Consider the following 24,722-nt stretch of genomic DNA (forward strand, 5'->3'; position numbering starts at 1 on the left):
ACAGGGCGTACACACCCCGTACATACGCGGTTTGCGCACAGATGGGGTGGGGGAGGTGGTTAAGGGTGCGGGGGTGCGGAAAGCAAGCCTGTGGGGTTGCGGCATCCCATCCGCAGAAAACTGCCAAAGCAACTTCTCGCTCCTGCGGAGCGTGCAGTCGTGAAACCTAGAAAGCAGATGTTTCCGAGCTGAGATGACCAAGCAAAAAATGGATTGCTTGAGGCCTAAGAAACTGCACCCATGAATGGGTGAAAAGAGTGCATCAGTAGTGAGCTTAATATGCCGGGCTATGGTTCTTTGCAGGAAGACTATCTGTTTCACAAGAGTGATTGGTTCGCCACGCAGGAAGGCTGGAAGAAGAAGCTTGTCGAGTCTATTGAGGCCATGAATGGCGACGAGTTGCTCAACACATCAACAACAGACTTGGCAAAATACTATGTTTCCGAATACGAACTAATCGTTCCAACAATCTACGCTGATGAAATTCTTGTCGATCAGCGTGAAACACAGATTGATATAAGTCAGGACCGAAATCGCTACATCAGTGATCGATCTAGACCCTATTTTATTGTTGGAACCTCTATAGAGGTTGAGTTACCTTTTTCTGGCAACAGGGTTGCGTTCGACATTCAGCCATCTACGCGTAATTTCAATAATCCACGCGCCTATGTGGGAAATGAAGTTTTGAAATTTTCGGTGACCGGCGCGGACCTTACTCCCGATCGAGTAAAGCACGAGATTGAACGCAGAATTGCTTCAATCAATACTCACCTCGAATGGCTATCAAACGACGCTCGAGGCTACAACTCTGGGCTAGAAGCACTTGCTACGCAAGCCATTGAGCGGCGTAAAGACAAGCTCCTTAAGGACAAGTCACTTGTCGCTGGTCGCGGCTATAGGATTAAGGCGAGACCCGGCGCTACCGAAACATTCGCGGCACCGTCTGTGCGCAGGAATATTCGCCCATCGATCCCCAAGCCTTCGGCATCTAGGTCGGCATACACGCCTGAACCCACGCTTACCAACGACGACTACGAACACATTTTGCGTGTGCTCGAAAATATGGTTCAAGTCATGGAGCAAAGCCCTGGGGCTTTCAGGGCAATCGACGAAGAAAGCCTGCGAACACATTTTTTAGTACAACTTAACGGTCATTTCTTCGGTGATGCGACCGCGGAAACCTTCAACTATGAGGGAAAGACAGACATTCTTGTCAAGGCTGATGGCCGCAATATCTTCGTCGGCGAATGCAAGTTTTGGACAGGTGAGAAGGCTTATCTTGAAACCTTAGATCAAGTGCTGTCTTACCTGAGTTGGCGAGACACAAAAGCAGCAATCCTAATGTTCAGTCGAAATAAGGATTTCACTGGCGTACTTGAAAAGATCGCTGATAGCACACCGAACCATCCAAATTTCAAGAAACAAGTGAAGCAGCGTTCGGAGAGCAGCTGGACTCACCTATTTGGACAAAAAGATGACGCGAATCGCGAAATATTCATGACTATTCAAGTTTACAACGTGCCTGAACGTATAGAGCCACGTATTCGGACGGTCGGCCGACAATAAAGTCACGTTAAGGCTGACTGATCTTTCGCTACGCCGTGCTCGAGCGGCGGGTTCGCTAGATCGGGCACCTCGTGGCGACCGTCTGCAGAGGGCCGAAACTCCCCCCTCACCGCACCTGCCCCCCCAAATCCACGCCCTCGGCCACGCCCTGCACCTCGACGATCCCCAGACCCAGCCGGAACCGCCACACGCCTCCGCCCATATCCTGCACCGCCGGGCGGGCGGGCCAGGTGGAGAGGTCGTAGGTCTGTTCCGCGTCCCAGCCCGTGATCACGCAGACGCCGCCCCATGCGATGCGGAAGCGTTTGGCGCCGGGGCCTGCGGTGATGTGGGTGATGCCGGTGCCCACGATCACCTCATGCGCGCCTTGGGCCAGGATCACGGTGTTGCGGCCCGGGCCGGGGTCGATGGTGGATGACCCCTCGCCATCCTCGATCCAGTCATTGCCGTGGCCGCCGAAGATCTTGTTGCGGCCCGTATAACCAAAGATGACGTCATCGCCCGTGCCGCCATCGAGCAGGTCGCGCCCCGGCCCGCCATGGAGCGTGTCATTGCCGGCCTCGCCGTAGAATTCATGGCGGCGGTTGGCCTGTTTGGCCTTGGCGATCATCAGGTCGTTGCCTGCCCCACCGCGAAAGGTTGCGCCGCCATGTCTGGGGCCGATCATGATATCGTCGCCATGCGAGCCGCGCAGGTCGATCTCGACCCGCTCGGAGGTCTCAAACTCGATCGGGCTGTCGGGGTGGGCGACGATGCGGAGGGTCTTGCCGGTCTGGCCATCGGCCTCGGACCGGCTGACGACGGTGGCGATGCGGATCTTTTCGACGTTGGGGGGGCAGTGGAGGATGTAGTCATCGGGGCCGGCCATGTACCACAGCGTGTCGGTGCCGCCGTCTTTTTCCTCCCGGATTTTCTCGGCGTCGGCGCCATAGGCCCAGTAGTCGGTGTTGCCGCGCCCACCGGCCAGAATGACCGAGCCATCGACCGCCATCATCGCGTTGACGCCCGCGGCGGGGTTTTCAAGGCCCCGCAGGTCAAGCCCGAGGTTCAGCGCGCCCTTGACCAGTTCGGCCCGCAGCCGGGCAAGGGGGGCGGTGGCGGCGATGTTTGTCGTCTCGCCCGGGTCGGTGGCAAGGTCGTAGACATGTTCTTCGCCATTGGGGTAGCGGAAGTAGCGGTATTGGGTCAGCCCGTCGATCGAGGGGCGGACGGACAGCGTGCCGAAGACGCAGGTGATGGGCGACCACTGGCGGTCGTATTGGCCAAAGCTCGCGTCGATCAGCGGCAGGAGCGACTGGCCCGATGTCCAGTCGGGGCGGGGCGGCAGGCCGGCCAGATCCATGATCGTCTTGGGGATGTTGTGAAGCGAGACGGGCAGGGGGATGTCGCGGCCCGCGTCCATGGCGGGGTGGTGGATGCCCAGCGGAACATGGGCGGCGCTGTCCCATTGGCTCATCTTGTGAAAGCTGTCGTGGGTGCCAAGGTTGAAGCCGTTGTCGGAGAGGAAGATCGTGGTGGTATCGGGGCCGATGGCGGAGGTTTCGAGGGCGTCGAGGAAGCGGCCAAGTTCGTGATCCATATGGCTGATCGCGGCGAAATAGGCGCGCACGACCTGGCGCCAGGCCGCATCGCCCGCTTTTTCGGGGGTCCATTGGCCATTGGCGATATAGGCGGCCTCGTAGACGGCGAAACCGGGTTGGGGGCCGCTGTAATCGGCCTGATGCGCGATGGTGGGCCAGCGGATCGCCTCGGGGTCGTATTGGGCGTAGAAGCGGTCGGGCGTGATCAGGTTGTAATGCGGGTGCTTGAAGCCGAGCTGGATCAGCTGGCGGCGGGTCGGATCGGCGCGGGTGACGTGGTGAATGGCGTTTTGCGCCACGTGGTGGTCGTAGAAGCGGTCGTCTTGCGAGCCGTCATCATGCGGGTGGTTGACGCCCTTGATGCCGGGGCCGCGGTCAAGATAGGTTTTGACGCCGGAGCGCTTGCCGGTGTCATCCGCCGCCGGTTCGGCGTGAAACAGGATGCGGCGGTAGGCTTCGGGCATGGGTTGGTAGGTGCTGTCGACCTTGCCGGTGGTGAAGGTGTGAAACCCCGCGCGGCGCAGGTCATAGGCCCACGCCTTTTCGGGGCGGTAGCGATCGCGCCAGAAGCGGTTCAGATCGACCAGACCGGATCGAAAGGGGCTGATGCCCGTGGCCAGTTCGGCGCGGCAGGGCGCGCAGAGCGGCACGGTGGCATAGGCATTGGAAAAGCGCGCGGCGCGGGCCATGAAACGGTCGATATTGGGGGTCTGGATCCGAAGGCCAAAGGCGTCGCGCCATGTGAAGACATCGATCAGATCATCGACCCAGATCACGCAGATATGGCCCTGTGCGAGGGTGTGGCGATCAAATCCCATCAGCTTTCCTCGGACCAAAGCCAAAAGCGCCGCATCGCCAGCATGCTGGCGCGATCGCCGTCCCCATCCCCATCCGGGCCCAGAACCGCGTGCCCCGGCCAGAGCCAGACATCGGTGACAAGCGCGCCGCCCAGCGTCTTGATCAGGCCGGGTCGCTGGTTGCGGCAGCCGATGAAAAGATGGCCCGTTCCCGACAAGACCGGGCCTTGTCCCGTGGTCGTGATCCGGGATCCGCCAATCAGGGCCACCGTCAGCCGTGCATGGTCAAGCGTCACCAGCACCAGTCGCGGGGTGTCTTGGGGGGGCGCTGGCAGATGCGCCGCAACCCGGCCGGCATCATCCTTGACGGTGATCTGCGCCTCGGCTTCCGAGACAAAGAGGTAATTCGCGCCTTCGGTCTTTCTCCCGCCTGTCCCGGTGTTGAGCGTCACGATGGTCCGGGCCTCGGCCCTCCAAGGTGGCAGGTAGCGCACGGCCAGCGTCATGCATCCGGCATCGGGGGCCACCGAGCGGGCCACCAGCCCGCAATGCACCCCGGTGCGGCACTGCAGGCCGGTGAGATCGCCCGCCTCGCCGATCTGGCCGTGGCCGGTGTTGGGCTCTGTCGGGACGGCCATGGGGCCGTCCGACCCCGCCCGCCATCCGGTGACAGAGCCGGTGGCGTCGGCGATCAGCCCCGATCCCGACCACCAGATCGCCCCGGTGCCGTGCAGTGCCGCATTCAGCGCAGCATCGGCCGCGCAGAGCGCGCCGGGTGGCAAGGCCTGGGGCAGCGTGATCATGCCCGCCCCCCATGCACCGACAGGATGGCCGGCAAGGCCCAGCGGCGCAGCGTGGCACCTGTGCGGCTGGGCATCGACCAGCCGTCGCGCAGCGCGCCTTGCATCCCCAGCCCATAGGTCAGCTGCACCCCCTCGGCCCGCGCGCTCAGCTGCAGCAAGATCGCCTGTGGATCATCGGGCGCAATGCCGACAGAGATGATGCTGGGCGCCCCCGCGCCGCCAAGGGCAAAGCCATGGGCCATGCCCTGTTCCAGCGTCAGCGGCCCCTCGGCCTGTGCGGTGACCCGGATCACCGGGGATGCGCCCGGTTCCCATTCCGCCAGAAACAGCGTGGGACAGCGCCAATCCGGGCCCGCGGCGATGGCGGCGGCGGTCATTTCGGCCATCTGCCGGCGGCCAGCCTCGGTCGGGCGGTCGTAGCTGTCGCAGGCAAAGCTGGCACTGGGCGCGGAATGGATCAGCCGGTGATCGCCATGGTTCCATGACAATTCCCATTGGCCCTGAACCACCGCCGCGGCCTGGGCGGGGTCAAGCCCGGTTTCGAACCGCGCCACGAACAGCGGCCTGTCATAGCCCAGCGACCAAAGCCCATCCGACACCCGTGCCATCACCGCCAGCATCCCGTCGCGATAGGCGATGGGATCATCGCCCAGATGCTCGCATGCGAAATCGAGGCAGACAGCCAGCAGCTTTGCCCGTTTGCCCATCAGCGCGGCCGCGGCCTTTTGATTTGCGGCTGCAATCAACAGGTTTTCGACGGCCCGACCCTGTGCCAGATCGGCGGCGCTGGCCGAGGGGTCGGTTTCCGCGCGCGTGACGATCAGGGGCAGGGGGCCGAATGTCTCGATCTGCCAGTGCAAGATGGTTTCGGCCACCAGCGCCTCATGGGTTGTCTCGCGCAGGGGTTCCAGCCGGTCGGTTCTGGGTGCGATGTCGATGCCGGCCATGCCGACCGCGCCGATGTCATCGGCGGCGCTGACGATGTGATGGGCGAAAGCCGGAGCGCCGGGGTTGGCCAGCGCCGCGCGCGGGCCGCCCAGCCCCAGAATGCCCAAGACCGCCCCCGGACCATCGCCCAGCACCGCACCGCCGGTGATGTGGCGACGAAATCCGCGCACCCCTTGCGCGCCCGGCATCCGCGCGCTGAAGTGCAGCCAGTCACCCAGCTGTGTGACCCCCCAGGCGTCGATCCCGTCCAGCAGCGCTTCGGGATCGCGGGCAGGCTCGGGGGGGGGGCCGGGTTGCGGTGGTTCGGGCCGTGCCCCGCCCTGTGGCCCGGCGCCATGGCCCAGGCGCAGCGCGATATCGGCGATCACCCGATCCGACAGCCGCATCACCAACCCCGTCGGGTCATACCGGATCACATCGCCATTGCTGGCACGCACCACCACGCCATGGCCTGCGATCTGGTCTGTCGTGTCGCTTGGGTCTTGCATGCGCGGCCTTTCGTCTGTGCGATCGGGTCAGGATGTGGTCTTGTCGAATTGCAGGCTGCCCGCGGCGGCGCGGGCAGGGATTTCCGCAAACCCCATTTGGGCCAGCACCGGCCCATAGCCCGCGCGCAGTTCATCGGCCTGTGCGTCAGAGGCGAAGGGCACGATCACCCGGCGCAGGGATCGCAGGGTCTGGCCCGCCAGCATGGCAGGCGGCAGATCGCGGGGGCGGCTGATCCGAAGCGCTGCGGGCCGGAAATCCCGCAGATAGGCGGCAAGCCCCCCCGCGCTGTCCCCCGCATCGCCGGGCAGGCGCAAGGGCCCGTCGACCCATTTCAGCCGGGCGTCATGCGCCCCGCCGTCGCGGCGGGCGATGGTTTGGCCCATGGCGATCAGCGCGGCCCGCTGATCCTGGACCATCACGATCAGCGTCTGGGATTTGCGCACCGCCTGGATCGGGATGAAACCGATGCCCGCGCCGATATCCAGCACACGCGCGCAGCCGTCGAGATAGCTGGTGATGTTGCGCGCATTGCGGCGCTCGAAGCGGCCCGCCAGAACGGCCGCAAGGGCCTCGGGGCGCAGCACCCGCGCATCGGCGGGCAGGGCGACATCGTGATTGACCACCCAGTCACAGGGCATATCCCCGCTCAGATCATGCGGCGGGGGCAGATAGGGGTCGCCGTCATCGACGGCCCAGCCTGTCACGGTCGGGGTGCGCCGGTCCGGTTTCGGGCGCGCGCTGGCCTGTTTTTCGACCGCGCTCATCAGGGCGGCGATCCTGGCGGGGTCACGCGCCTTGGGCGGTCTGGCTTGGACGCGGGTGATCGGCACCTGCGATGCCGCGATCAGGCTGTCGCGCAGCCGCTGGTAGGCTTCGGTCTGGCGATAGGTGGCAAGGCGGGCCTCGATCGCCTCGCAGGCCCCATGATGCAGGCGGTTCAGCACGGGATCGCCCAGCAATTCGGCCATGATGCGCGCGCGGGCGGGGGCATGGCGCAAGATGGCGCGGTCTTCCACCTCGTTGCGGTTCTGAAGCGACCAGTAATCGGCGTTATACTTGTCGGTCTTGTTGTTCACATTGCCGCGCAGCCGGCGCAGCGCATAGGCATCGAGCGATTTGACGGCGTAATGGTTCATCTGCGCCCAGTCATATCCAAGGGTGCGCCGGATCGAGCGCCAGCCGCGAAAGCGGAAATAATCCTCCATCGGCTGGCCCGCGCCATTGAGCCATCGGATCGTGTCGGGAAAGCCGGTCTTGAGCAGCCTTGTCTTGATCGTGGGCCGGTGGATGCCGAGTTTCCAGTATTCGGGGTCGAACTTGAACAGGGTCTTGACCCCCCAGCCCTTGTTCCAAAGCGGTGGCGCGGCGCGGGTATAGGTCTCGGTCACCGGTGCGCGCGACCAGTCGATCACACCGCCCGATCCGAAGATGCGCCAGGTGATGACCACGCCATTGCCCCCGCGCGCCACGGCATCGTCGAGCATCCCCTCAAGCTGGCCCGAGGGGTGGTTGACCGACAGGAATTCATCGGCGTCAAGGACCAGCACCCAATCACAGGCCCCAACCAGCGGTTCGTTCTGCGCGTGGTTCAGCGCCGAGGGTTGGGGCTTGACGCCGTCTGGGATGAGATTGCGGCGGTGGTGGGCCAGCCCCAATTCCTCGAGCCGCATCAGCATCGTGTCGGTGCCATCCGAGCAGTCGTTGGTGTAGACAAGGATATCGGTGAAGCCCACCGCCAGATGATGGGCGATCCACTCCAGCAAAAAGGGTGCCTCGTCCTTCATCATCGACACCGCCATGACGCTGCCGTGCCTGGACAAGGGTTTGAGATGCTGCATCCTTGCGCGCGCCTTGGGTCAACCTTTGGTTCCGAGGGACCTTTGAGGCGCGTCTTAGCACGTTGGCGTGCGATCGCAAACGAAAGACCGGCGCGGGTTGCGCGCCGGTCCTTGCCGCTTGCGGCAGATCAGGCCTTCAGGCCGCGCGCATCACCGGGCGCGGGGCCGCGCGAAAGTGGCGGCGGTGCAAGAAGACAAGCAGCGCGATGGCCAAGGCTTGCAGCACGATGGCGATCGCCGTCAGCGCCCAATAGGCCGTGCCGAATTTCTCGATCAGGCCCGCGCCCACAAGGCCCGCGTTGATCCAGAACTGCGTCAGCACCGACATCGCCACCGGCGGGCAGACCAGTGCGTAATTGCCGGGGCTGATCGCGTCGCCCGTCAAAAAGCGGCGGACATAGCCCGTTGCCGTCAGAACCGTCAGGCCAAAGAGCGCGAACAAGACCTCGACCGACATGAGCCGCGTCAGAAGCATCATCTTTTCGGCCCCCTCCATGGGCAGGCCAAAGCTTGCCTCGAGCCCATGGGCCTGACGCAGCATCAAGATGCCCAGGATCGTGGTGATCGGCACGATCATCATCAGCGTCGGCGCCTGTTCGGCGGCCACGCCGTTTTCCAGGATCGAACGCAGGCCCAGCACGAGGCCCACCAGAACGATCACGGCCGCCGCGATCAGGAAAAAGCTCGACACGATCAGCGAGATCCCCGCTACCGTCCCATTGGCGCTCAGCGCTGCGGGTGCCGCCAGACCCACACCCGTCATGGCCAGCGCAAAGGCGGGCAGCATCTGGGCAAAGGAATTGTTCCTGGCGCAGTCGAACCCGCCCGGGGCGGTCACGCGGGCAATGAACCCGCCCAGTTGCCTGAAGGCGAGCCACCCCACAGCCAGAAACGCCACCATCGCCAGCGGGAACAGATATTCGATCACCGACCACAGCCCCGGCACAAACACGAGCCCAAGGATGAAGCCGCCATTGATCGACATGGCCAGCGCCAGGGGCAGGGCCATCATCTGGGTCTGCGCGTTGGAGTTTGCGAGCGCCTGACCTGTTGCCGAGGCCCGGAAGCCGCGCATCTTGCGCAGGTTCCAGACCAGAAGCGACAGGTTCAGCGCGCCGAAGATGGCAATGCCCAGCAGCGCCACGGTGATGGCGGCGGTCAAGGCGGGCTCACCACGGCCCAAAGCGGCGGTGATGTCTTCGAAGACCGGCACGGTGCGGCCGGGATGGGGCACCCAATGCATCAGATACATGAAAAAGGTGACAGACAGACCGCCCGCGCCGACAGAGGCGAGGACATAAAGCGGCGACCAGGTGTCGGCGGGACGTGTGAGCGCGTGTGACATGGCTATGTTCTCCTTGATGGGAGAGGGGATAGACCATGCAACCGGGGCGTGTCGGTGACTTTGTTACCGGTGTCAATGAATTTTGACCGAGCCGGTGGTGAAGGGTGCGTTTTCCGCACGGAAAACGCACGGGAAAACCCGGGTTTTCCAGTGCGAAAAACTGGCGTTTTTCGCACGGCTCAGATCACAAAAGGCTGTCGGGCATCTTCTGTTCCGCGGCCGTGTTGGCGCGGCGGAAAACCAGCGTCACAAGGGTCGAGACGATCACGATGAACAGCGAATAAAGGGCCGGCACCGCCATGATGGCCTGTTGCTGGTCGGGCGGAAAGGTGAAGACGATGATGGCAATCGCCAGGGGTCCGTTCTGGATGCCCGTCTCAAGCGCAATGGTGCGCGCGTTGCGCGGATGCAGCTTGAGTGCGGTGGCAAAAAGATAGCCCAAGGTGATCCCGATCAGACCCAGCCCGATCGCCGCCACATAGGTCGCAGGCGTGGTTGACAGCAGGAACTGCCAGTTCTGCGGCACCCATGTCACCATGATGAAGGCGATGAAGAACAGCGCCAGCAGCGCGCCGCAGAACTCGATCACCGCGCCCACATTGGCGTTGAGCTTGCGCAACCCCATCCCGATGGCCACCGGCACCAACAGCACGATCAGCACCCGCACGATATCCTCGCGCGGGATGTCAAGATCGAGCGCCGAGGCGTAGAGCAGCAAGATGATCGGGATCAAGATGACGCCCATCACCGTCGACGTGACCGTCATCAGCACCGAAAGCGCCAGATTGCCTTTGGAGAAATAGGTGAAGATGTTCGATGTCGTGCCCCCCGGCATGCAGGCCATGATCAAGATGCCGATGGCGATGGGTTCGGGCACCACCAGAAACAGCGCCATCACAAAGCCCAGAAGCGGCATGATCCCGTATTGGCTGAGCACCCCGATGCCAAGCCCATAGGGCCGCTTGAGTGCAAGGTAGAAATCGCGCGGCGTCAGCGAGGCGCCCATGCCCAGCATGATGATGGCCACCATGATCCCGAGCAGTGTCTGGGTAAATTCATCGACCATCTTCGTTCACTCCGCCGCGATCTGTGCCAGCGCCTCGGCGCGCAGGTCTTTCCTGAGGATCTTGCCGACATTGGATTTCGGCAATTCGTCGCGGAATTCGTAGAGCTTGGGCACCTTGTAGCCGGTCAGATGCTCCCTGACATAGGCGCGCAGCGTCTCGGCGCTCAGGCCGGGGTCGGAGGTCACGATGAATGCCTTGACCGCCTCGCCGCTTTCGGGATCGGGCACGCCGATGACGGCGGCCTCCCGCACGGCGGGATGGGCGGCCAGAACGTCTTCGACCTCGTTGGGATAGACGTTGAAACCCGAGACCACGATCATGTCCTTTTTGCGGTCCACGATGCGGACATAGCCATCGGCATCCATCACCCCGATATCGCCGGTCAAGAACCAGTCGCCGCGCATGGTCTTGGCGGTTTCTTCGGGTTTTTCCCAATAGCCTTTCATGATCTGCGGTCCGCGCGCCGCGATCTCGCCGGTCTCGCCTTGGGCGACGGGATTGCCGGCATCGTCAAGGCAGAGGATCTCGGTCGAGGGCACGGGCACACCGATCGAGCCTTCGCGCACCTTGCCCAGCGGGTTGAAGGTGAGAACCGGCGATGTCTCGGTCAGACCATAGCCTTGCAGCACGGGCTTGCCCGTGATGGCCTCCCAGCGCGCAGCGACCGAGGATTGCAGCGCCATGCCACCAGCGCTGGCGAATTTCAGATGCCGGGGCGGGCTGTCCTGAAACCAGATTTCATTGGTCAGCCCGTTGAACAGCGTGTTGACCCCGCTCATCCAGGTGATCTTGTAATTTTCGAAGGCACGCTTGAGGTTCGACAGGGGGCGCGGATTGGGGATCAGGATGTTGCGCGCGCCCAGCCAGTAAAAGCCCAGCAAATTCACGGTAAAGGCAAAGATGTGATAAAGCGGCAAGGCGGTCAGTGCCACCTCGCGGCCCTTTTGCACGCCTTCGATCAGTTCCATGGTCTGTTCCATGTTCAAGATCAGGTTGGCATGTGTCAGCATCGCGCCCTTGGCTGTGCCCGTGGTGCCGCCGGTGTATTGCAGCACTGCCACGTCATCGCCGGTGACATCTTGATGATAGGTGCCGACCGCGGACTTGCCGGCGCTGATGCGCGCGCGCCCCGCCGCCAGCGCCTCGGGCAGGCGGATATGGGGCAGATCGATCCGCCTGACCGATTTGTCCCAGTGTTTTTGCACCAGCCCCACGATGCCCCGCGGCAGCATGGGCAGGAATTCGGCGACGCGGGTGATGATGATGTTGGGGATCGGATGGCCCGCCGTTGCGCGCCGCAGCTTGTCGGCGAACATGTCCATGATGATCAGCGCATGCGGGCGGCTGTCGGCGAATTGGCGCGCCATCTCGTCGGCGGTGTAGAGCGGGTTGACATTGACCAGCACGCAGCCCGCCTTGAACACGCCGAAGGCTGCCACCGGAAAGGACAGGCAGTTGGGCATCTGCACCGCGACGCGGTCGCCGGCCTTGAGCCCCGCGATGTCGCGCAGATAGGCCGCCAGCGCATCCGACATCGCGTCGACCTGTTGAAAGCTGAGCGTGCCGTTCATGCCGTTGGGCAAGCAACAGGTAAAGGCCGGTGCGCGCCCGAAGGTCGCCGCCACCGATCCGATCATGTCGGCCAGATTGCGATAGGCAGGCGCGGCGATATCGACCCGCGCGCCCGCACGGTAAAAGGCCGTCCACGGCCGATCCGGATGCTCCATGAGCCTCCCCCTCATGTCACTCCACCAATCGCTCGACGCTAGCGCAACGCGTTTTCGTTTGAAATGAAAAAGCGCCAAGACGTAGCGTCAGCTTCCGCGATAGGTTGAATACCCATAGGGCGAAATCAGCAAGGGCACATGGTAATGGTCATGTTGGGCCATGCCAAAGCGGATCGGCACCTCGTCCAGAAACAGCGGCTCGGGCGCGCCTGGCCCCGCCGCGCGCAGATAGGCGCCGGCGGCAAAGACCAGCTCGTATTGCCCGAGGGCGAAATCTTCGGCCGGCAGGATCGGCCCATCGGTGCGCCCATCGGCATTGGTGATCTTGTGCGCGATCTTTTCGCGCCCCGCGCCGGTGATGCGGTAGAGCGTGATCGCCAGCCCCGCCGCCGGACAGCCGCGCGCGGTGTCAAGTACATGTGTGGTCAAAAAGCCGGGCATCGCAGGTCTCCGTCAAGGGTGGCGCCAGCATTTCCCAGCCTCCTGCCCCTTGCAACCCCTCGCAGGCTTCGCCAAGCCTGTATCCGACAGGACTGGAGGTGCGCGCCATGCACAGATACCCCCGCGACATGACCGGCTATGGTGCCAACCCGCCCGATCCGCAATGGCCGGGGGGCGCCAAGATCGCCGTCCAGATCGTGATGAATTACGAGGAAGGCGGCGAAAACAACATCTTGCATGGTGATGCCGCATCCGAGGCGTTCTTGTCGGAAATCACCGGCGCCAGCGCGTGGCCGGGGCAGCGGCACTGGAACATGGAATCCATCTACGACTATGGCGCGCGGGCCGGGTTCTGGCGGCTGCACCGGATGCTGTCGGCGTATCCCGTCACCGTCTATGGCGTGGCGACCGCGCTGGCGCGTGCGCCCGAGCAGGTCGCCGCCATGCAGGCCGCCGGCTGGGAAATCGCAAGCCATGGGCTGAAATGGGTCGAACACCGCGACATGCCCGAAGATGTCGAGCGCGACCAGATTGCTCAGGCCATCGCGCTGCACACCGAGGTGACAGGCGCCCCCCCGCGCGGCTGGTACACCGGGCGCTGTTCGATGAACACGATGCGGCTGGTGGCCGAGACGGGCCAGTTTGCCTATGTCGCCGATGATTATGCCGATGATCTGCCCTATTGGCGGCGCTTTGGTGACCATGATCAGCTGGTCGTGCCCTATACGCTTGACGTCAACGACATGCGCTTTGCCATTCAGGCGGGTTTCTCCGAGGGCACACAGTTCGAAACCTACATCCGCGACAGCTTTGACAACCTTTATGCCGAAGGACAGGCCGGGCGCCCCGCGATGCTGTCGATCGGTCTGCATTGCCGGCTGGCGGGCCGCCCCGGTCGCGCGCAGGCGCTGGAGCGTGCGCTCGCTTACATGGCGGGGCATTCGGGCGTCTGGTTCGCCACCCGGCTCCAGATTGCCCGGCATTGGGCCGCAACCCATCCGCCGCTTTTGCGCACCCGCCCCTCCGAGATGGATCGCCCCGCCTTTGTGGCGGCCTTTGGCGGCATTTTCGAGCATTCGCCCTGGATCGCGGAGCGCGCCCATGCGTTGGAGCTTGGCCCGACCCATGACAGCGCGCGCGGTGTCCATTCGGCGCTGGCGCGCATCTTTCGCGCCGCCACCCCCGAGCAACGTCTGGGCGTGCTGTGCGCCCATCCCGATCTGGCGGGCAAGCTGGCCGCCGCAAGGCGGCTTACCGCCGACAGCACCGCCGAACAGGCCAGCGCGGGTCTTGATGCGTTGAGCGATGCCGAACGCAGCGAATTCACGGCGCTCAACACCGCCTATACCGAAAAATTCGGTCACCCCTTCATCATCGCCGTGCGCGACAACACCAAGGCCACGATCCTTGCCGCCTTTCGCCGCCGCATCGAACAGGACCCTGCCACCGAGTTTGCCGAGGCCTGCCGTCAGGTCGAACGCATCGCGGAGTTGCGCCTGATGGAGAAGCTGGGATGACCCGCGACATCGTGATCGAAGCCATGGATGGTGCGGATTTCGCCCCTTTCGGCGATCTGCTTTCGGTTTCAGGCGCCCCCGATCGCATCATCAACCAAGGTCTGTGCGGGCGCTGGCATGACCAAGCCCGGATCGACATTGTCGATGGCCGCCCCGGCATCAGCCTGTTTCAATCCGAGGCCCGCATTCTGCCCCTGGCGCTTGCGATGGTCGAACGCCACCCCTTGGGCTCTCAGGCCTTCGTGCCGATGTCGCTCGATCCGTTTCTGGTGGTCGTGGCCCCCGACCACGGGGGCACACCCGGCAGACCGCGCGCCTTTCGCACAAGCGCGGGGCAAGCTGTCAACATCGGCCGCAATATCTGGCACGGCGTGCTGACACCGCTGCATGCCCCGGGCCTGTTTGCCGTGATCGACCGGATCGGCGACGGGGCGAACCTTGAAGAACACTGGTTCGACCAGCCCTTCACCTTGCGCGACGCCTGACGGGGTCGCCTCGGGCCCTCTTTGCTTCGAAAACACGCCCGCCGGAGACGTCCGCCCCCGCCACCCCGCCCCCGGCCGGGGCGGTGCGCCGGTACAGCCGCGCGCGCGGCTGTGCCCGCCCCGTTCAGAGCGGCACGATGGTTGCCAGACCTTGCGCCCGCGCGGCTTTCACGATGGCATCGGCCACGGCCAGATCTTGCAGGCCCACGCCTGTGCCATCGAACAGCGTGATCGCATCGGCCGATGTGCGGCCCGCATGGGTGCCGTTGATCACCGCACCGATGGGGGTGACCGCCTCGGCCCCGATCAGCCCCTGGGCCACCGCATGCTGCGCCTCGCCGATGGTGATGGATTGCGCGACCTCGTCGCAAAACACCGCCGAGCGCGCCAGAAGGGCCGCCTCGACCTCCTGCTTGCCCCGGGTGTCGGTGCCCATGCAGGCCAGATGCGTGCCGGGGCTCACATGCGCGCCCATCAGAGAGGGGGCGAAGCTTGAGGTGATGGTGATGATCACATCGGCCGCTGACAGGCCCGGCAGATCGACAGCACGGAACGCCACCCCCATCTCTTCGGCGACCGCCGCCAGACCCGGCAGCATCTCGGGGTGGTAGTTCCAGCCGATGACCTGTTCGAAGGCGTGGGTTTCCAGCGCCGCGCGCAACTGGAACCTGGCCTGATGGCCCGCGCCGACCATGCCCAGGATCCGCGCATCCTTGCGCGCCAGATGCTTGATCGAGACGGAGGATGCGGCTGCCGTGCGCAGCGCGGTCAACAGATTGCCGCCCACCATCGCCTTGACGCGCCCCGTATCGGGGTCGAACAAGAAGACGCTCGACTGGTGGTTGATCAGCCCGCGCCGCTCCAGATTGTGCGGCCAGTATCCCCCCGCCTTCAGGCCCAGAACCCCGCCCGCGCGATCAAAGCCGCCCTTGAAGCCGTACAGCGCATCCTCGTGCCCCAAGGCTTCGCGGACCACGGGGAAATTCACCGCCGCCCCCGAGGCCATGCCGGCAAACACCGCTTCCACCGCGTCAAAGGCCGCCTGCCGGGTCAGGAGATCGGCGATCATCCCCTCGGGGATGATCACCAATTCATGCGCTGCCGCCATGGTGCCGCTCATCAATAGGCCTTGCCGCGGGCCGAGACCGGCCAGACAACCTCGACCTTGCCGCCGCGCACGCCCACATACCAGTCATGGACGTTGCAGGTGGGATCGCAATGGCCCGGCACAAGGCGCAGCTTGTCATTGACCTTGAGCACCCCATCAGGGTCGGCCACAACGCCATGCTCATCCGAGCATTTGACATATTTGACGTCGCTGCGCCCAAAGATCACCGGCAGGCCGCTGTCGACCGACTGTGCCTTGAGACCGGCATCGACAATCGCCTTGTCGGCCTTGGCGTGGCTCATCACCGAGGTCAGGATGAACAGCGCGTTTTCCCATTCGCCTTGGTCGATGCGCTTGCCGTCCTTGTCGAGGATGCGGCCATAATCGGCATCCATGAAGGCGTAGGAGCCGCACTGAAGCTCGTTATAGACACCCGAGGTGCTTTCGAAATAGTAGCTGCCCGTGCCGCCGCCGCCGACGATGTCACAGTCGATGCCTTCGGATTTCAGCGTGTCGACGGCATCTTTCACCATCGCCACCGCAACGGCGATCTTGGCCTTGCGGTCCTCGTAGCTGTCCATGTGCTGCATCGCGCCCTGATAGGCCTGAAGCCCTGCGAATTTCAGCCCCGGTGCCGCGTCGATGGCCTTGGCGATGGCAACCACGGCAGGGGTGGTTGTGACACCGCAGCGTCCCGCGCCGCAATCGATCTCCACCAGACATTCGATCTGGGTGCCGTGCCTGACGGCAGCCGCCGACAGATCGGCGACATTGGCGATGTCATCGACGCAGCAGATCGTGCGCGCGCCCAGTTTCGGCATGCGCGCCAGACGGTCGATCTTGGCGGGTTCGCGGACCTGATTGGATACCAGCACATCCTTGATGCCGCCACGGGCAAAGACCTCGGCCTCCGAGACCTTCTGGCAGCACACGCCCACCGCGCCGCCGAGGCTTTCTTGCAGCTTGGCCACGTCGACGGATTTGTGCATCTTTCCATGCACCCGGTGGCGCATGCCATGGGCGCGGGCGTAATCGCCCATCTTCTTGATGTTGCGCTCCAGCGCGTCCAGATCGAGGATCAGGCAGGGTGTCTGGATCTCGGCCTCGGACATGCCGGGCAGGGCGGGGATGTCATAGCCCACTTCGAGGGTTTCGATGTCGATGACGTCTTTCATGCGATGTCTCCCATTCGGTGTGTCGGGTCGGGTGGCGGGACAAGTCCCGCCCTACGGCAAAAGGGTAGGGCGGGACTTGTCCCGCCACGCGGTCATGTCATCCAGGGCAGCTTGCCCATGTCGACATTGCCGCCAGTGATGATGACACCCACGCGCTGGCCGCGGAAAATCTCGGGGTTCTTCAGGATCGTGGCCAGGGGCACGGCGCAGCTGGGTTCCATGACGATCTTCATCCGCTCCCAGGTCAGGCGCATGGCGTCGATGATTTCCTGTTCGCTGGCGGTCAGGATGTCGGTCACATGCTGTGACACGAAATGCCAGGTGTTCTCCTTGAGCGGCACCTTGAGCCCGTCTGCGATGGTGATGGGCGCATCATCGGCGATGATATGGCCCGCCTTGAAGGACCGATAGGCATCATCGGCCTGTTCGGGTTCGGCGGCATAGATCTTTACCCGAGGCGCGATATTGGACAGCGTCAGGCAGCAGCCCGACACCATGCCGCCGCCGCCGATCGGGGCGATGACGCTGTCGAGGCCGTCGACCTGTTCCATCAGTTCGCGCGAACAGGTCGCTTGCCCCGCGATCACGCGGGGGTCGTTGTAGGGATGGACGAAATCGGCGCCCGTTCGGGCGTGCACCTCGGCAAAAACCGCCTCGCGCGAGGTGGTGGAGGGCTCGCATTCGGTGATCGTGCCGCCATAGCCGCGCACGGCGGCTTTCTTGGCCTCGGGCGCCGTGCGGGGCATGACCACATTGCACGGAATGCCCCGGCGGCCCGCCGCATAAGCCAGAGACAGCGCGTGGTTGCCCGAAGAATGGGTGGCCACACCTTTGGGCGCCATCGCATCGCTCAGGCCGAACACCGCGTTGGACGCACCGCGCACCTTGAACGCACCGGCTTTCTGAAAGTTCTCGCATTTGAAGAACAATTCGGCGCCGGTCAGCTCGTTCATGTAGGCCGAGGTCAAAACCGGCGTGCGATGGATGTAGGGCGCGATCCGGGCATGGGCGGCGATCACGTCGTCATAGGTCGGGATTTGCGGTGCGGCGATGTCTTTCATGGCGGCGTTCCTTGTCATTCGGCGGCCAGCGCCAGAGACGCAGCACTTTGGCGGTACACATCTTGCGCGGCGGCGACGCCTGATCCCAGCCGGATGGGCAGATCGAGATCGGCCATCACCATCTCGACCGTGGCCAGACCCGACAGCATCATCACATCCGTCAGGCTTCCCAGATGGCCGATGCGGAACACCTTGCCCGCGACCTGACCGAGGCCCGCGCCAAAGGCCACGCCGTAGCGGGTGCTGGCATGGCTGACGATGCGCGCCGCATCAAAGCCCTCAGGCGTGCGGATCGCGCTGACCGTATCGGAATAAAGCGCGGGCCGCGCGGCGCACAGCTCCATCCCCCAGGCCGCGACCGCGGCACGCACACCCGTGGCGATGCGGGTATGCCGGGCAAACACAGTCTCCAGACCTTCGGCCAGAAGCATCTCGGAGGCGACTTTCAGACCGTTCAGAAGCCCGACCGCGGGCGTGTAGGGATAGCCGTTGGCGGCATAGCCTTTGGCCATGTCGCGGATGTCGAAATAGGTGCGCGCCAGCCCGGCGGTTTCGACCGCCGCCATCGCCTTGGCCGAAAAGGCCGCGATCCCCAGACCCGCGGGCAGCATGAAGCCCTTCTGGCTGCCGGTGATCGCCACGTCGATCTTCCAGCCGTCAAATTCGAAGGGCATCGAGCCGATCGAGCTGACACCATCGACAAACAGAAGCGCGGGGTGACGGGCGGCGTCCATCGCCCGGCGCACCGCCGCGATGTCCGAGCGCACGCCCGTCGCGGTCTCGTTATGGGTGGCCAGAACCGCCTTGATGCGATGCGTGGTGTCGGCGGTCAGGATCTCTTCGAAGCGATCGGCGGGAATGCCTTCGCCCCAAGGGGTTTCCACGATCTCGACCGTCAGCCCATGGCGCTGGCACATGTCGATCCACTTGAGCGAGAACATGCCGTTGCGCGACGCCAGAACCGTGTCGCCCGGCGACAGCGTGTTGGTGATCGCTGCTTCCCAGCCACCCGTGCCGGTCGAGGGGAAAATGAACACCTCGGCGTTGGCAGATTTCAGCACGCGGCGCACGCCGTCGCGGGCAGGGTGCAGAATGTCTTTGAACAGGCTCGACCGATGGTCCAGCGTGGGCATGTCGCATGCCCGGCGCAGGCTTTCGGGCATGTTGGTGGGCCCCGGGATGAAAACTGGGTTCTGCAAGCTCATGACAGCCGTCTCCTTAACGCTTGGACCATCAGGTAGTGCTTGCAGCCCTCACGCACAATTTTTTTGAAATCATTTTTCAAAAATGCTACGGTGCCTGCAAAGTGTTTCCCTTCAATGGGTTGATATTTTTCAAATCGTGAAATCATTTTTCACTGCACTGCAGCGAGGCGCGAATGAACGACCCCGACCCCCCTGATTCCCCGCGCCGTGCGCGCGGCCGCCCCAAGGCGTGGGATGACAAATCGGATCAGAACACGATCAAATCGCTGGATCGGGCGATGGCGGTGTTCGAGCATCTGTCGACCACGACCGGGGCCAGCCTGTCGGAATTGGCCACCGATACCGACCAGTCGCCTGCCACCACCTATCGCATCCTGACCACGCTTGAGGCGCGCGGATTGGTGGAATTCGACGCATCTGCACAGCTCTGGCATATCGGGCCCCGGGCCTTCCTGATCGGGGCGCGGTATCTGCGGCGGACTTCGGTGATGGATCGCGCGCGGCCGATCTTGCGGCGCTTGATGGAGGCCACGGGCGAGACCGCCAACCTTGGCATCGCGCGCGACACCCATGTGATCTTCGTGAGCCAGGTGGAAAGTCACGCTTCGATCCGGGCATTCTTTCCGCCCGGCACCTTGTCGCCCATGCATGCCTCGGGGATCGGCAAGGCGCTTTTGGCACAGATGACCGATGACCGGCTGTCGCGTCATATTGCAACCGCGCCGCTTGATCGCTTTACGGCGCGCACCCTGACCGATCCCGCCGCTTTGCGCGCCGATCTGCAAGACACCCGCGCGCGCGGCTATTCCATTGACGATGAGGAAAAAACCGAAGGCATGCGCTGCATCGCCGCCCCGGTCTTTGACTGGCGCGGCGAGGTGGTGGCGGGATTGTCGGTGTCAGGGCCGATCAGCCGTGTCTCGGCGCGCGAAACCCCGCGCCTGGCCGAAGCGGTGCTGCGCGCGGCGGCCGATCTGTCGGCGGCGCTTGGCGCGGATGTGCCGGCCTAGCCCGGCGGGTGGGGCGATCCGTGTTGGTCTGACCTGTCAAGAACCATCTGGATTTGGCGCGTGATGGTCTTGGGAAAGATTTTCGGGTGTTCCATTTCCTTGGTAGCATGCATCACAGCCAATGTGAGATGTGGGCAGGAAATCACGGTTCAGGCCATCGCCAAATGGGCAGGCCTTTCAACGATCCCGGGCCGCTTGCCCAGCCTTGGCGTGAAGCAGCGCCGCGATGGCCGCCAGCGCCTCGCCCCGGGTGCCGGGGTCGGGAAGTGCTTCGGCTGCCGCAAGGGCGGTCGCAAGGAGGTCGGGCTGGGCGGCGCGCAGGGCGACATCGGCAAGCGTGACAGCCCGAAAGGCAGGGCAGCTGATCTTGTCGGCCTGCACGACGGCCTGGGCCGGCTGTCCCTGCTCTGCGGCAATCGCGGCAGCCAGACGCCGCAGTTCGTCTTGTGGGTCGCCCAAAAAGGGCGGACCAACGAGGCAGAAGGTGTCACTCCCGGGCAATGCCGCGTGAATCGCCATCTCCTCGGCCAGCGCACGCGAGGGGCGCAGACGAGTCAACGCGGCCTCGAGCAGTGCCGGTTCGTTGCGTTGCATCGCCCTGACAGCCGCAGCCGCGATCAGATCGCGCCACATCGCGCGCGGCAGGGCGGGCTGCGGCGCTGCGAGAAGCGCGAAGAGCGCCGCCGGGTCGGGCGCATCCAGCGCGGCGATCCAGGGGGCGATCCGCGCGGGCAAGGGGCTTTCCGGCGGCAAACCGGTCAGAAGCCAGCCCTGCAAGACAGGCGCGATTTCCTTCGGGTCAAGGTGGGACAGCGCTGCCGCGCGGAAGAACACCTGCCGGTCGATCTGAGCTTGCGCCGCAGCAAGAAGACCAAGCCGATAACCCGTGGTTTCCATGTTGGCAGGCCGTTGCGGAAACGGGGGCTCGGGCCAGGGCCGGTCGAGCGTTTGCAGGGCGTCGTCGATGGTGTTGGAGTGCAGTGCCACAACATATCGGTCCGACCGCAAGCCCTTTGCAAGACGGGCCGCGGCTGGCCCGGCCAGCGGGGCGTCCCGCAACAGCGGTGGCAGGAGAATGCTTTTTATTTCCTCGGCAGCACCGCAGTCGATCAGCGCTGCCGTCACCGCGCGGTGGTCAGTGACAAAGACGAATTGACCAAGGCCGCGAAGCGTACGCGGCGATAGCCCGGCCGTGGTGGGGCAGGCCGGGCCAAGCTGGGCCTCGGCTACCCAATCCGCCCACTGCGCGACCTCTTCGGGCGCACCAAGTTCGGCGCCATCGGCGCGCAGTCGGGCGCCCTCGCCCCTCAGGACGCGATGGATCACGATCCTTCTCCTTAGATCTTCCCAGGAAACTTCCGTTTTGGCCCCGGCCGCGGCGCCGACGACCAGGCTTTCCGTCAGAAAAGCGCGTGCGGCAGCCAGATCACCGGCCGCATCGAGGCCGACGGCGACCGACAGCAACGCGGACTTAATCCGGCCACTTTGCTGCAGCGCGCGGTCTCTCAGCGCTGCCGCAGCGGCGACCTGTCCCGTGGCACCTAGGATGTAGCCAAGACCGGCTGGTGCAGAACGTATGCCTTCGGCCCGGGTGAAGAAATCCTGCAAGTTCCCGGCCGCAGCGGCGGCGACGCAGGCTGCGCTGGGCGCGGTGCGACACGCGGGATCGAGCGCCGCGGCGGGCGTGGCAAGTAGGATCAGTAAAAGAGCGGCCACACCGCGACGCCACGGTGGCCGGGCTGCATCGAACCGGTGCTGTGCGAAAATGGTCCGTAGAGACTGCCCCATCGCGCCTTTGCGGCGCCCACTCAGCGGCTGGGCACAAGGCGTCGTGACGGCGGTCTGCCGCCACATGCGCACGTCCCCCGCCCTAGCGGAGCCTGATCGCCCGGATGCGAGATTCTGGACCGGCAGGAAACCCTGAACCACCATGTACCCAAGTCACCTTGTACGTGAGTTCAGTGAAGCCAAACTGCGTTTGTGGATAAAGCGATTCCTTGTCGCGGGGCCCTGTCGCCGACGCGCAAACGGCGCGGTTTTGCGTGACTGAAAACGGGGCCTGCGCCAACCTCGGTCGGGGTGCTGAAGATGGCTCCATTGCTTTAACGTCACGATCCGGTCAAAGCGGAGCGTATGACCACCTGACGTCCCAGAAGCCCGTAAATGGAGGCGAGTACCGGAATCGAACCGGTCTACACGGATTTGCAATCCGCTGCGTAACCTCTCCGCCAACTCGCCGCCGGGGTGGTGTGTGTTGAGGTAGCCCAAGCGCGCGCGCCGTGCAAGGCGCGAAAGGGGAGAAACGTCGCATCGCGCCATCCGCCCGTTGCGCGCGCGCGCGGGCTGTGCGAAGACGGGATTGGAAAAACTAGACGGATTGGTTCAGTTCCCATGGCCGACTTCGCCGAACGCCGCCGCATCATGGTCGACACACAGGTTCGGCCGTCGGATGTGACCAGCTTTCCGATCATCGACGCGATGCTGTCTGTCCCGCGCGAGGGTTTTGTGCCCGATGCCGTGCGCGATCTTGCCTATGTCGGCGGCCCTGTCGCGCTGACGCCCACGCGCCAGCTGATGGAGCCGCGCACGATCGCCAAGATGCTTCAGGCGCTGGATGTGACGCCCGCCGATCTGGTGCTGGAGATCGGCCCGGGTCTTGGGTACGGCACCGCCCTGTTGGCGCGGCTGGCCGAGGCGGTGGTGGCGGTTGAAGAAGACCCAAGCCTTGCCGCCGAGGCCGAGGCTGCGCTGTCGGCGCATGGGGCTGACAATGCCGCGGTGCTGACCGCGCCGCTGACGCTCGGCAGTGCCAGAAACGGCCCCTATGACGTGATCGTGGTGTTTGGTGGTGTCGAAGAGATGCCGCAAGCGCTGATCGATCAACTCAAGGAGGGCGGGCGCATCATGGCGGTTTTCATGGATGCTGCCCTGGGTGAGGCACGCCTGGGCCGCAAGCATCAGGGCGTCGTTTCGTGGCGCATGGAATTCAACGCGACAGCACCGGTGCTTGCGGGCTTCGCCCGCCAACCGGGCTTTGTGTTCTGAAACGGGCCGCGCGCTGTCGCGCGGCGCGCAGAATCCGGGCACGGCCCGGTGCGAAAGGACGTGACGCTATGAAGAACAAGGGTTTGCGGATTGCGCGCATTCTGGTCCTGACCATGGCGGCCATGTCAGCCCCGCTTGCGCCGGCCTTGGCCGATACGCTGCGTGACGCCATGGCCGATGCCTATCGCAACTCGAGCCTGCTCGATCAGAACCGCTATCTGCTGCGCGTGCGCGATGAGGGCGTCAATCAGGCGATGGCAGCGCTTTTGCCGACGCTGAGTTTCGCCGCCGCCTCGTCGCGCGATCTGGTGGCAGGTACCACCACCACAACCGCACGGCTGGTGGCCGAGGTCACGCTGTATGCCGGGCGCTCGCGGGCCAATGCCGTGCGCGCGGCCGAGGAAACGGTGAATGCCGCCCGCCAGCAGCTTGTCGCGCTGGAGGCGCAGGTGCTGGGCGATGCCGTCACCGCCTATCTGGAGGTCTGGGAGGCGCAACAGGTCGTATCCGTGCGCGAGGCCAATGTGCGTGTGCTGACCCAGCAATTGCGCGCCGCCCGCGACCGGTTCGAGGTGGGCGAGGATACGCGCACCGATGTGGCGCAGGCCGAGGCGCAACTGGCCACGGCGCGGTCCAATCTGGCTGCGGCCCAAGGCACGCTCGAGATTTCGCGCGAGCTGTTCAACCTTGCCGTGGGGCGGTACCCGGCGGCGGTGTCGGCCCCCGCAGGCCTGCCCGGTCTGCCAGCCTCGCAAGCACAGGCCGCCGAGCTTGCCCGACAAGATCATCCCGCCATCCGCGCGCTTCAGCACGAGGTGGCGGCCGCGGAGTTCGCCGTGGCGCAAGCCCGGGGGTCCATGCGGCCCAATCTGTCGCTGGAGCTGTCGCGCAGCGAGGTGTTCGAGGCGCCTGACGCCAGACAAGAGGGCAATGGTGCGGCCATCGGCCTGACGCTGAGCCAGCCGATCTATCGCGGTGGTCAGCTTGGTTCGCTGGAGCGTCAGGCCTTGGCACAAGCCGAGGCGGTGCGCTTGGGCCTGAACCGTCAGGTGCAGATCAACCTGCAGCTTTTGGGCAATGCCTATGCGCGTTTCGCCATCGCCAGCGCCCAGATCGAGGCCTCTGACCAGCGCATCAATGCGGCGCAGCTGGCCTTTGACGGCATCCGCGAAGAAGCGTCCTTGGGTGCGCGGACAACGCTTGATGTGCTGGACGCCGAGCAAAACCTGCTGGAGGCGCGCATCAGCCGGATCGAAGCGCAATCGGGTCTTTATGCCGCCGCCTATGGCATTCTGGCCGCGTCCGGGCTGTTGAGTGTCGGGCATCTGCAACTGCCCGTGCCCGAATATGATGCCGCCGCCTATGGCGCGGCGTTTTCGGGCGGGCAGCCGCGGGTGATGTCGCCGCAAGGGGCGCGGCTGGATACCTTGCTTCAGGCGATCGGGCGCCAATGATCGCGCGCCAGCGCGGTCTGGTCTGACCGAGGCCAATGATCGCGCGCCAGCGCGGTCTGGT

At 64.4% G+C, this 24,722-nt stretch carries 19 protein-coding genes and 1 tRNA gene; 6 read left to right on the forward strand and 14 right to left on the reverse strand.

Features of this window, described 5'->3' with window-relative positions; translation table 11 throughout:
• Window positions 1–279 precede the first annotated feature (279 nt).
• Window positions 280–1,566 (forward strand): hypothetical protein, encoded by a 1,287-nt coding sequence (locus Q0094_RS10120; protein ID WP_297618722.1) that lies wholly within the window; start codon window positions 280–282, stop codon window positions 1,564–1,566.
• A 106-nt stretch (window positions 1,567–1,672) separates the two neighbouring features.
• Here the strand turns inward: Q0094_RS10120 and Q0094_RS10125 are convergent, their stop codons facing one another.
• From Q0094_RS10125 to uraH, 8 genes are all read right to left on the reverse strand, one after another.
• Window positions 1,673–3,964 carry a sulfatase-like hydrolase/transferase gene (locus tag Q0094_RS10125; RefSeq protein ID WP_297618725.1) on the reverse strand — a complete coding sequence of 764 codons (2,292 nt, stop codon included), beginning with the start codon at window positions 3,962–3,964 and terminating at the stop codon, window positions 1,673–1,675.
• The gene (locus tag Q0094_RS10130) at window positions 3,964–4,746 is read right to left on the reverse strand and encodes a hypothetical protein (RefSeq protein WP_297618728.1); all 783 of its coding nucleotides are present in this window, start codon (window positions 4,744–4,746) and stop codon (window positions 3,964–3,966) included. The genes Q0094_RS10125 and Q0094_RS10130 overlap by 1 nt, the downstream gene beginning before the upstream one ends.
• Window positions 4,743–6,182, reverse strand: a complete 1,440-nt coding sequence (locus Q0094_RS10135; RefSeq protein ID WP_297618731.1) for a hypothetical protein — start codon at window positions 6,180–6,182, stop codon at window positions 4,743–4,745. Before Q0094_RS10135 ends, Q0094_RS10130 begins: the two co-directional genes overlap by 4 nt.
• Window positions 6,183–6,209: 27 nt before the next feature.
• Window positions 6,210–8,021 carry a glycosyltransferase family 2 protein gene (locus Q0094_RS10140; protein WP_297618734.1) on the reverse strand — a complete coding sequence of 604 codons (1,812 nt, stop codon included), beginning with the start codon at window positions 8,019–8,021 and terminating at the stop codon, window positions 6,210–6,212.
• A 136-nt stretch (window positions 8,022–8,157) separates the two neighbouring features.
• A complete protein-coding gene (locus Q0094_RS10145) occupies window positions 8,158–9,366 on the reverse strand; it encodes a hypothetical protein (RefSeq protein WP_297618737.1) in 1,209 nt (402 codons plus the stop codon).
• A 184-nt stretch (window positions 9,367–9,550) separates the two neighbouring features.
• On the reverse strand, window positions 9,551–10,432 hold the full coding sequence (locus Q0094_RS10150; protein WP_297618740.1) for a bile acid:sodium symporter: 882 nt from the start codon (window positions 10,430–10,432) through the stop codon (window positions 9,551–9,553).
• Window positions 10,433–10,438: 6 nt separating this feature from the next.
• Window positions 10,439–12,160, reverse strand: coding sequence for an AMP-binding protein (locus tag Q0094_RS10155; RefSeq protein WP_297618743.1), 1,722 nt, complete (start codon window positions 12,158–12,160; stop codon window positions 10,439–10,441).
• 87 nt (window positions 12,161–12,247) lie between these two features.
• Window positions 12,248–12,601 (reverse strand): hydroxyisourate hydrolase, encoded by a 354-nt coding sequence (gene uraH, locus Q0094_RS10160; RefSeq protein WP_297618746.1) that lies wholly within the window; start codon window positions 12,599–12,601, stop codon window positions 12,248–12,250.
• Between the two features lie 107 nt (window positions 12,602–12,708).
• Between uraH and puuE the strand changes: the two genes are divergently transcribed.
• Together puuE and Q0094_RS10170 are read left to right on the forward strand one after the other, a co-directional pair.
• On the forward strand, window positions 12,709–14,118 hold the full coding sequence (gene puuE, locus Q0094_RS10165; protein WP_297618749.1) for an allantoinase PuuE: 1,410 nt from the start codon (window positions 12,709–12,711) through the stop codon (window positions 14,116–14,118).
• A complete protein-coding gene (locus Q0094_RS10170; protein WP_297618753.1) occupies window positions 14,115–14,603 on the forward strand; it encodes an ureidoglycolate lyase in 489 nt (162 codons plus the stop codon). The genes puuE and Q0094_RS10170 overlap by 4 nt, the downstream gene beginning before the upstream one ends.
• 124 nt (window positions 14,604–14,727) lie before the next feature.
• On the opposite strand, the gene bhcD is transcribed toward Q0094_RS10170, so the two are convergent.
• The 4 genes from bhcD to bhcA form a co-directional block, all read right to left on the reverse strand.
• Complete coding sequence (gene bhcD / locus Q0094_RS10175; RefSeq protein WP_297618778.1) at window positions 14,728–15,693, reverse strand: iminosuccinate reductase BhcD; 966 nt, start codon at window positions 15,691–15,693, stop codon at window positions 14,728–14,730.
• Window positions 15,694–15,722: 29 nt separating this feature from the next.
• Complete coding sequence (bhcC, locus tag Q0094_RS10180) at window positions 15,723–16,886, reverse strand: 3-hydroxy-D-aspartate aldolase BhcC (RefSeq protein ID WP_297618757.1); 1,164 nt, start codon at window positions 16,884–16,886, stop codon at window positions 15,723–15,725.
• Window positions 16,887–16,978: 92 nt separating this feature from the next.
• A complete protein-coding gene (gene bhcB, locus Q0094_RS10185) occupies window positions 16,979–17,947 on the reverse strand; it encodes a beta-hydroxyaspartate dehydratase BhcB (protein WP_297618759.1) in 969 nt (322 codons plus the stop codon).
• Window positions 17,948–17,961: 14 nt separating this feature from the next.
• On the reverse strand, window positions 17,962–19,152 hold the full coding sequence (gene bhcA, locus Q0094_RS10190; protein WP_297618762.1) for an L-aspartate--glyoxylate aminotransferase BhcA: 1,191 nt from the start codon (window positions 19,150–19,152) through the stop codon (window positions 17,962–17,964).
• Between the two features lie 173 nt (window positions 19,153–19,325).
• Here bhcA and bhcR point away from each other — a divergent pair, with 173 nt between their 5' ends.
• A complete protein-coding gene (bhcR, locus tag Q0094_RS10195; RefSeq protein ID WP_297618765.1) occupies window positions 19,326–20,162 on the forward strand; it encodes an HTH-type transcriptional regulator BhcR in 837 nt (278 codons plus the stop codon).
• Window positions 20,163–20,339: 177 nt separating this feature from the next.
• Here bhcR and Q0094_RS10200 read toward each other — a convergent pair whose 3' ends face one another.
• Both Q0094_RS10200 and Q0094_RS10205 read right to left on the reverse strand, forming a co-directional pair.
• Window positions 20,340–22,016 carry a hypothetical protein gene (locus tag Q0094_RS10200; RefSeq protein WP_297618768.1) on the reverse strand — a complete coding sequence of 559 codons (1,677 nt, stop codon included), beginning with the start codon at window positions 22,014–22,016 and terminating at the stop codon, window positions 20,340–20,342.
• A 310-nt stretch (window positions 22,017–22,326) separates the two neighbouring features.
• Window positions 22,327–22,400: transfer RNA gene (locus Q0094_RS10205), tRNA-Cys, on the reverse strand.
• A 153-nt stretch (window positions 22,401–22,553) separates the two neighbouring features.
• Between Q0094_RS10205 and Q0094_RS10210 the strand changes: the two genes are divergently transcribed.
• Entirely contained in the window at window positions 22,554–23,207 is a 654-nt protein-coding gene (locus Q0094_RS10210; protein WP_297618771.1) for a protein-L-isoaspartate O-methyltransferase, read from the forward strand.
• A gap of 68 nt (window positions 23,208–23,275) precedes the next feature.
• On the forward strand, window positions 23,276–24,661 hold the full coding sequence (locus Q0094_RS10215; RefSeq protein WP_297618775.1) for a TolC family outer membrane protein: 1,386 nt from the start codon (window positions 23,276–23,278) through the stop codon (window positions 24,659–24,661).
• Window positions 24,662–24,722: the final 61 nt, after the last annotated feature.

This window comes from uncultured Roseicyclus sp., assembly GCF_937892565.1.
Lineage (GTDB): Bacteria > Pseudomonadota > Alphaproteobacteria > Rhodobacterales > Rhodobacteraceae > Roseicyclus.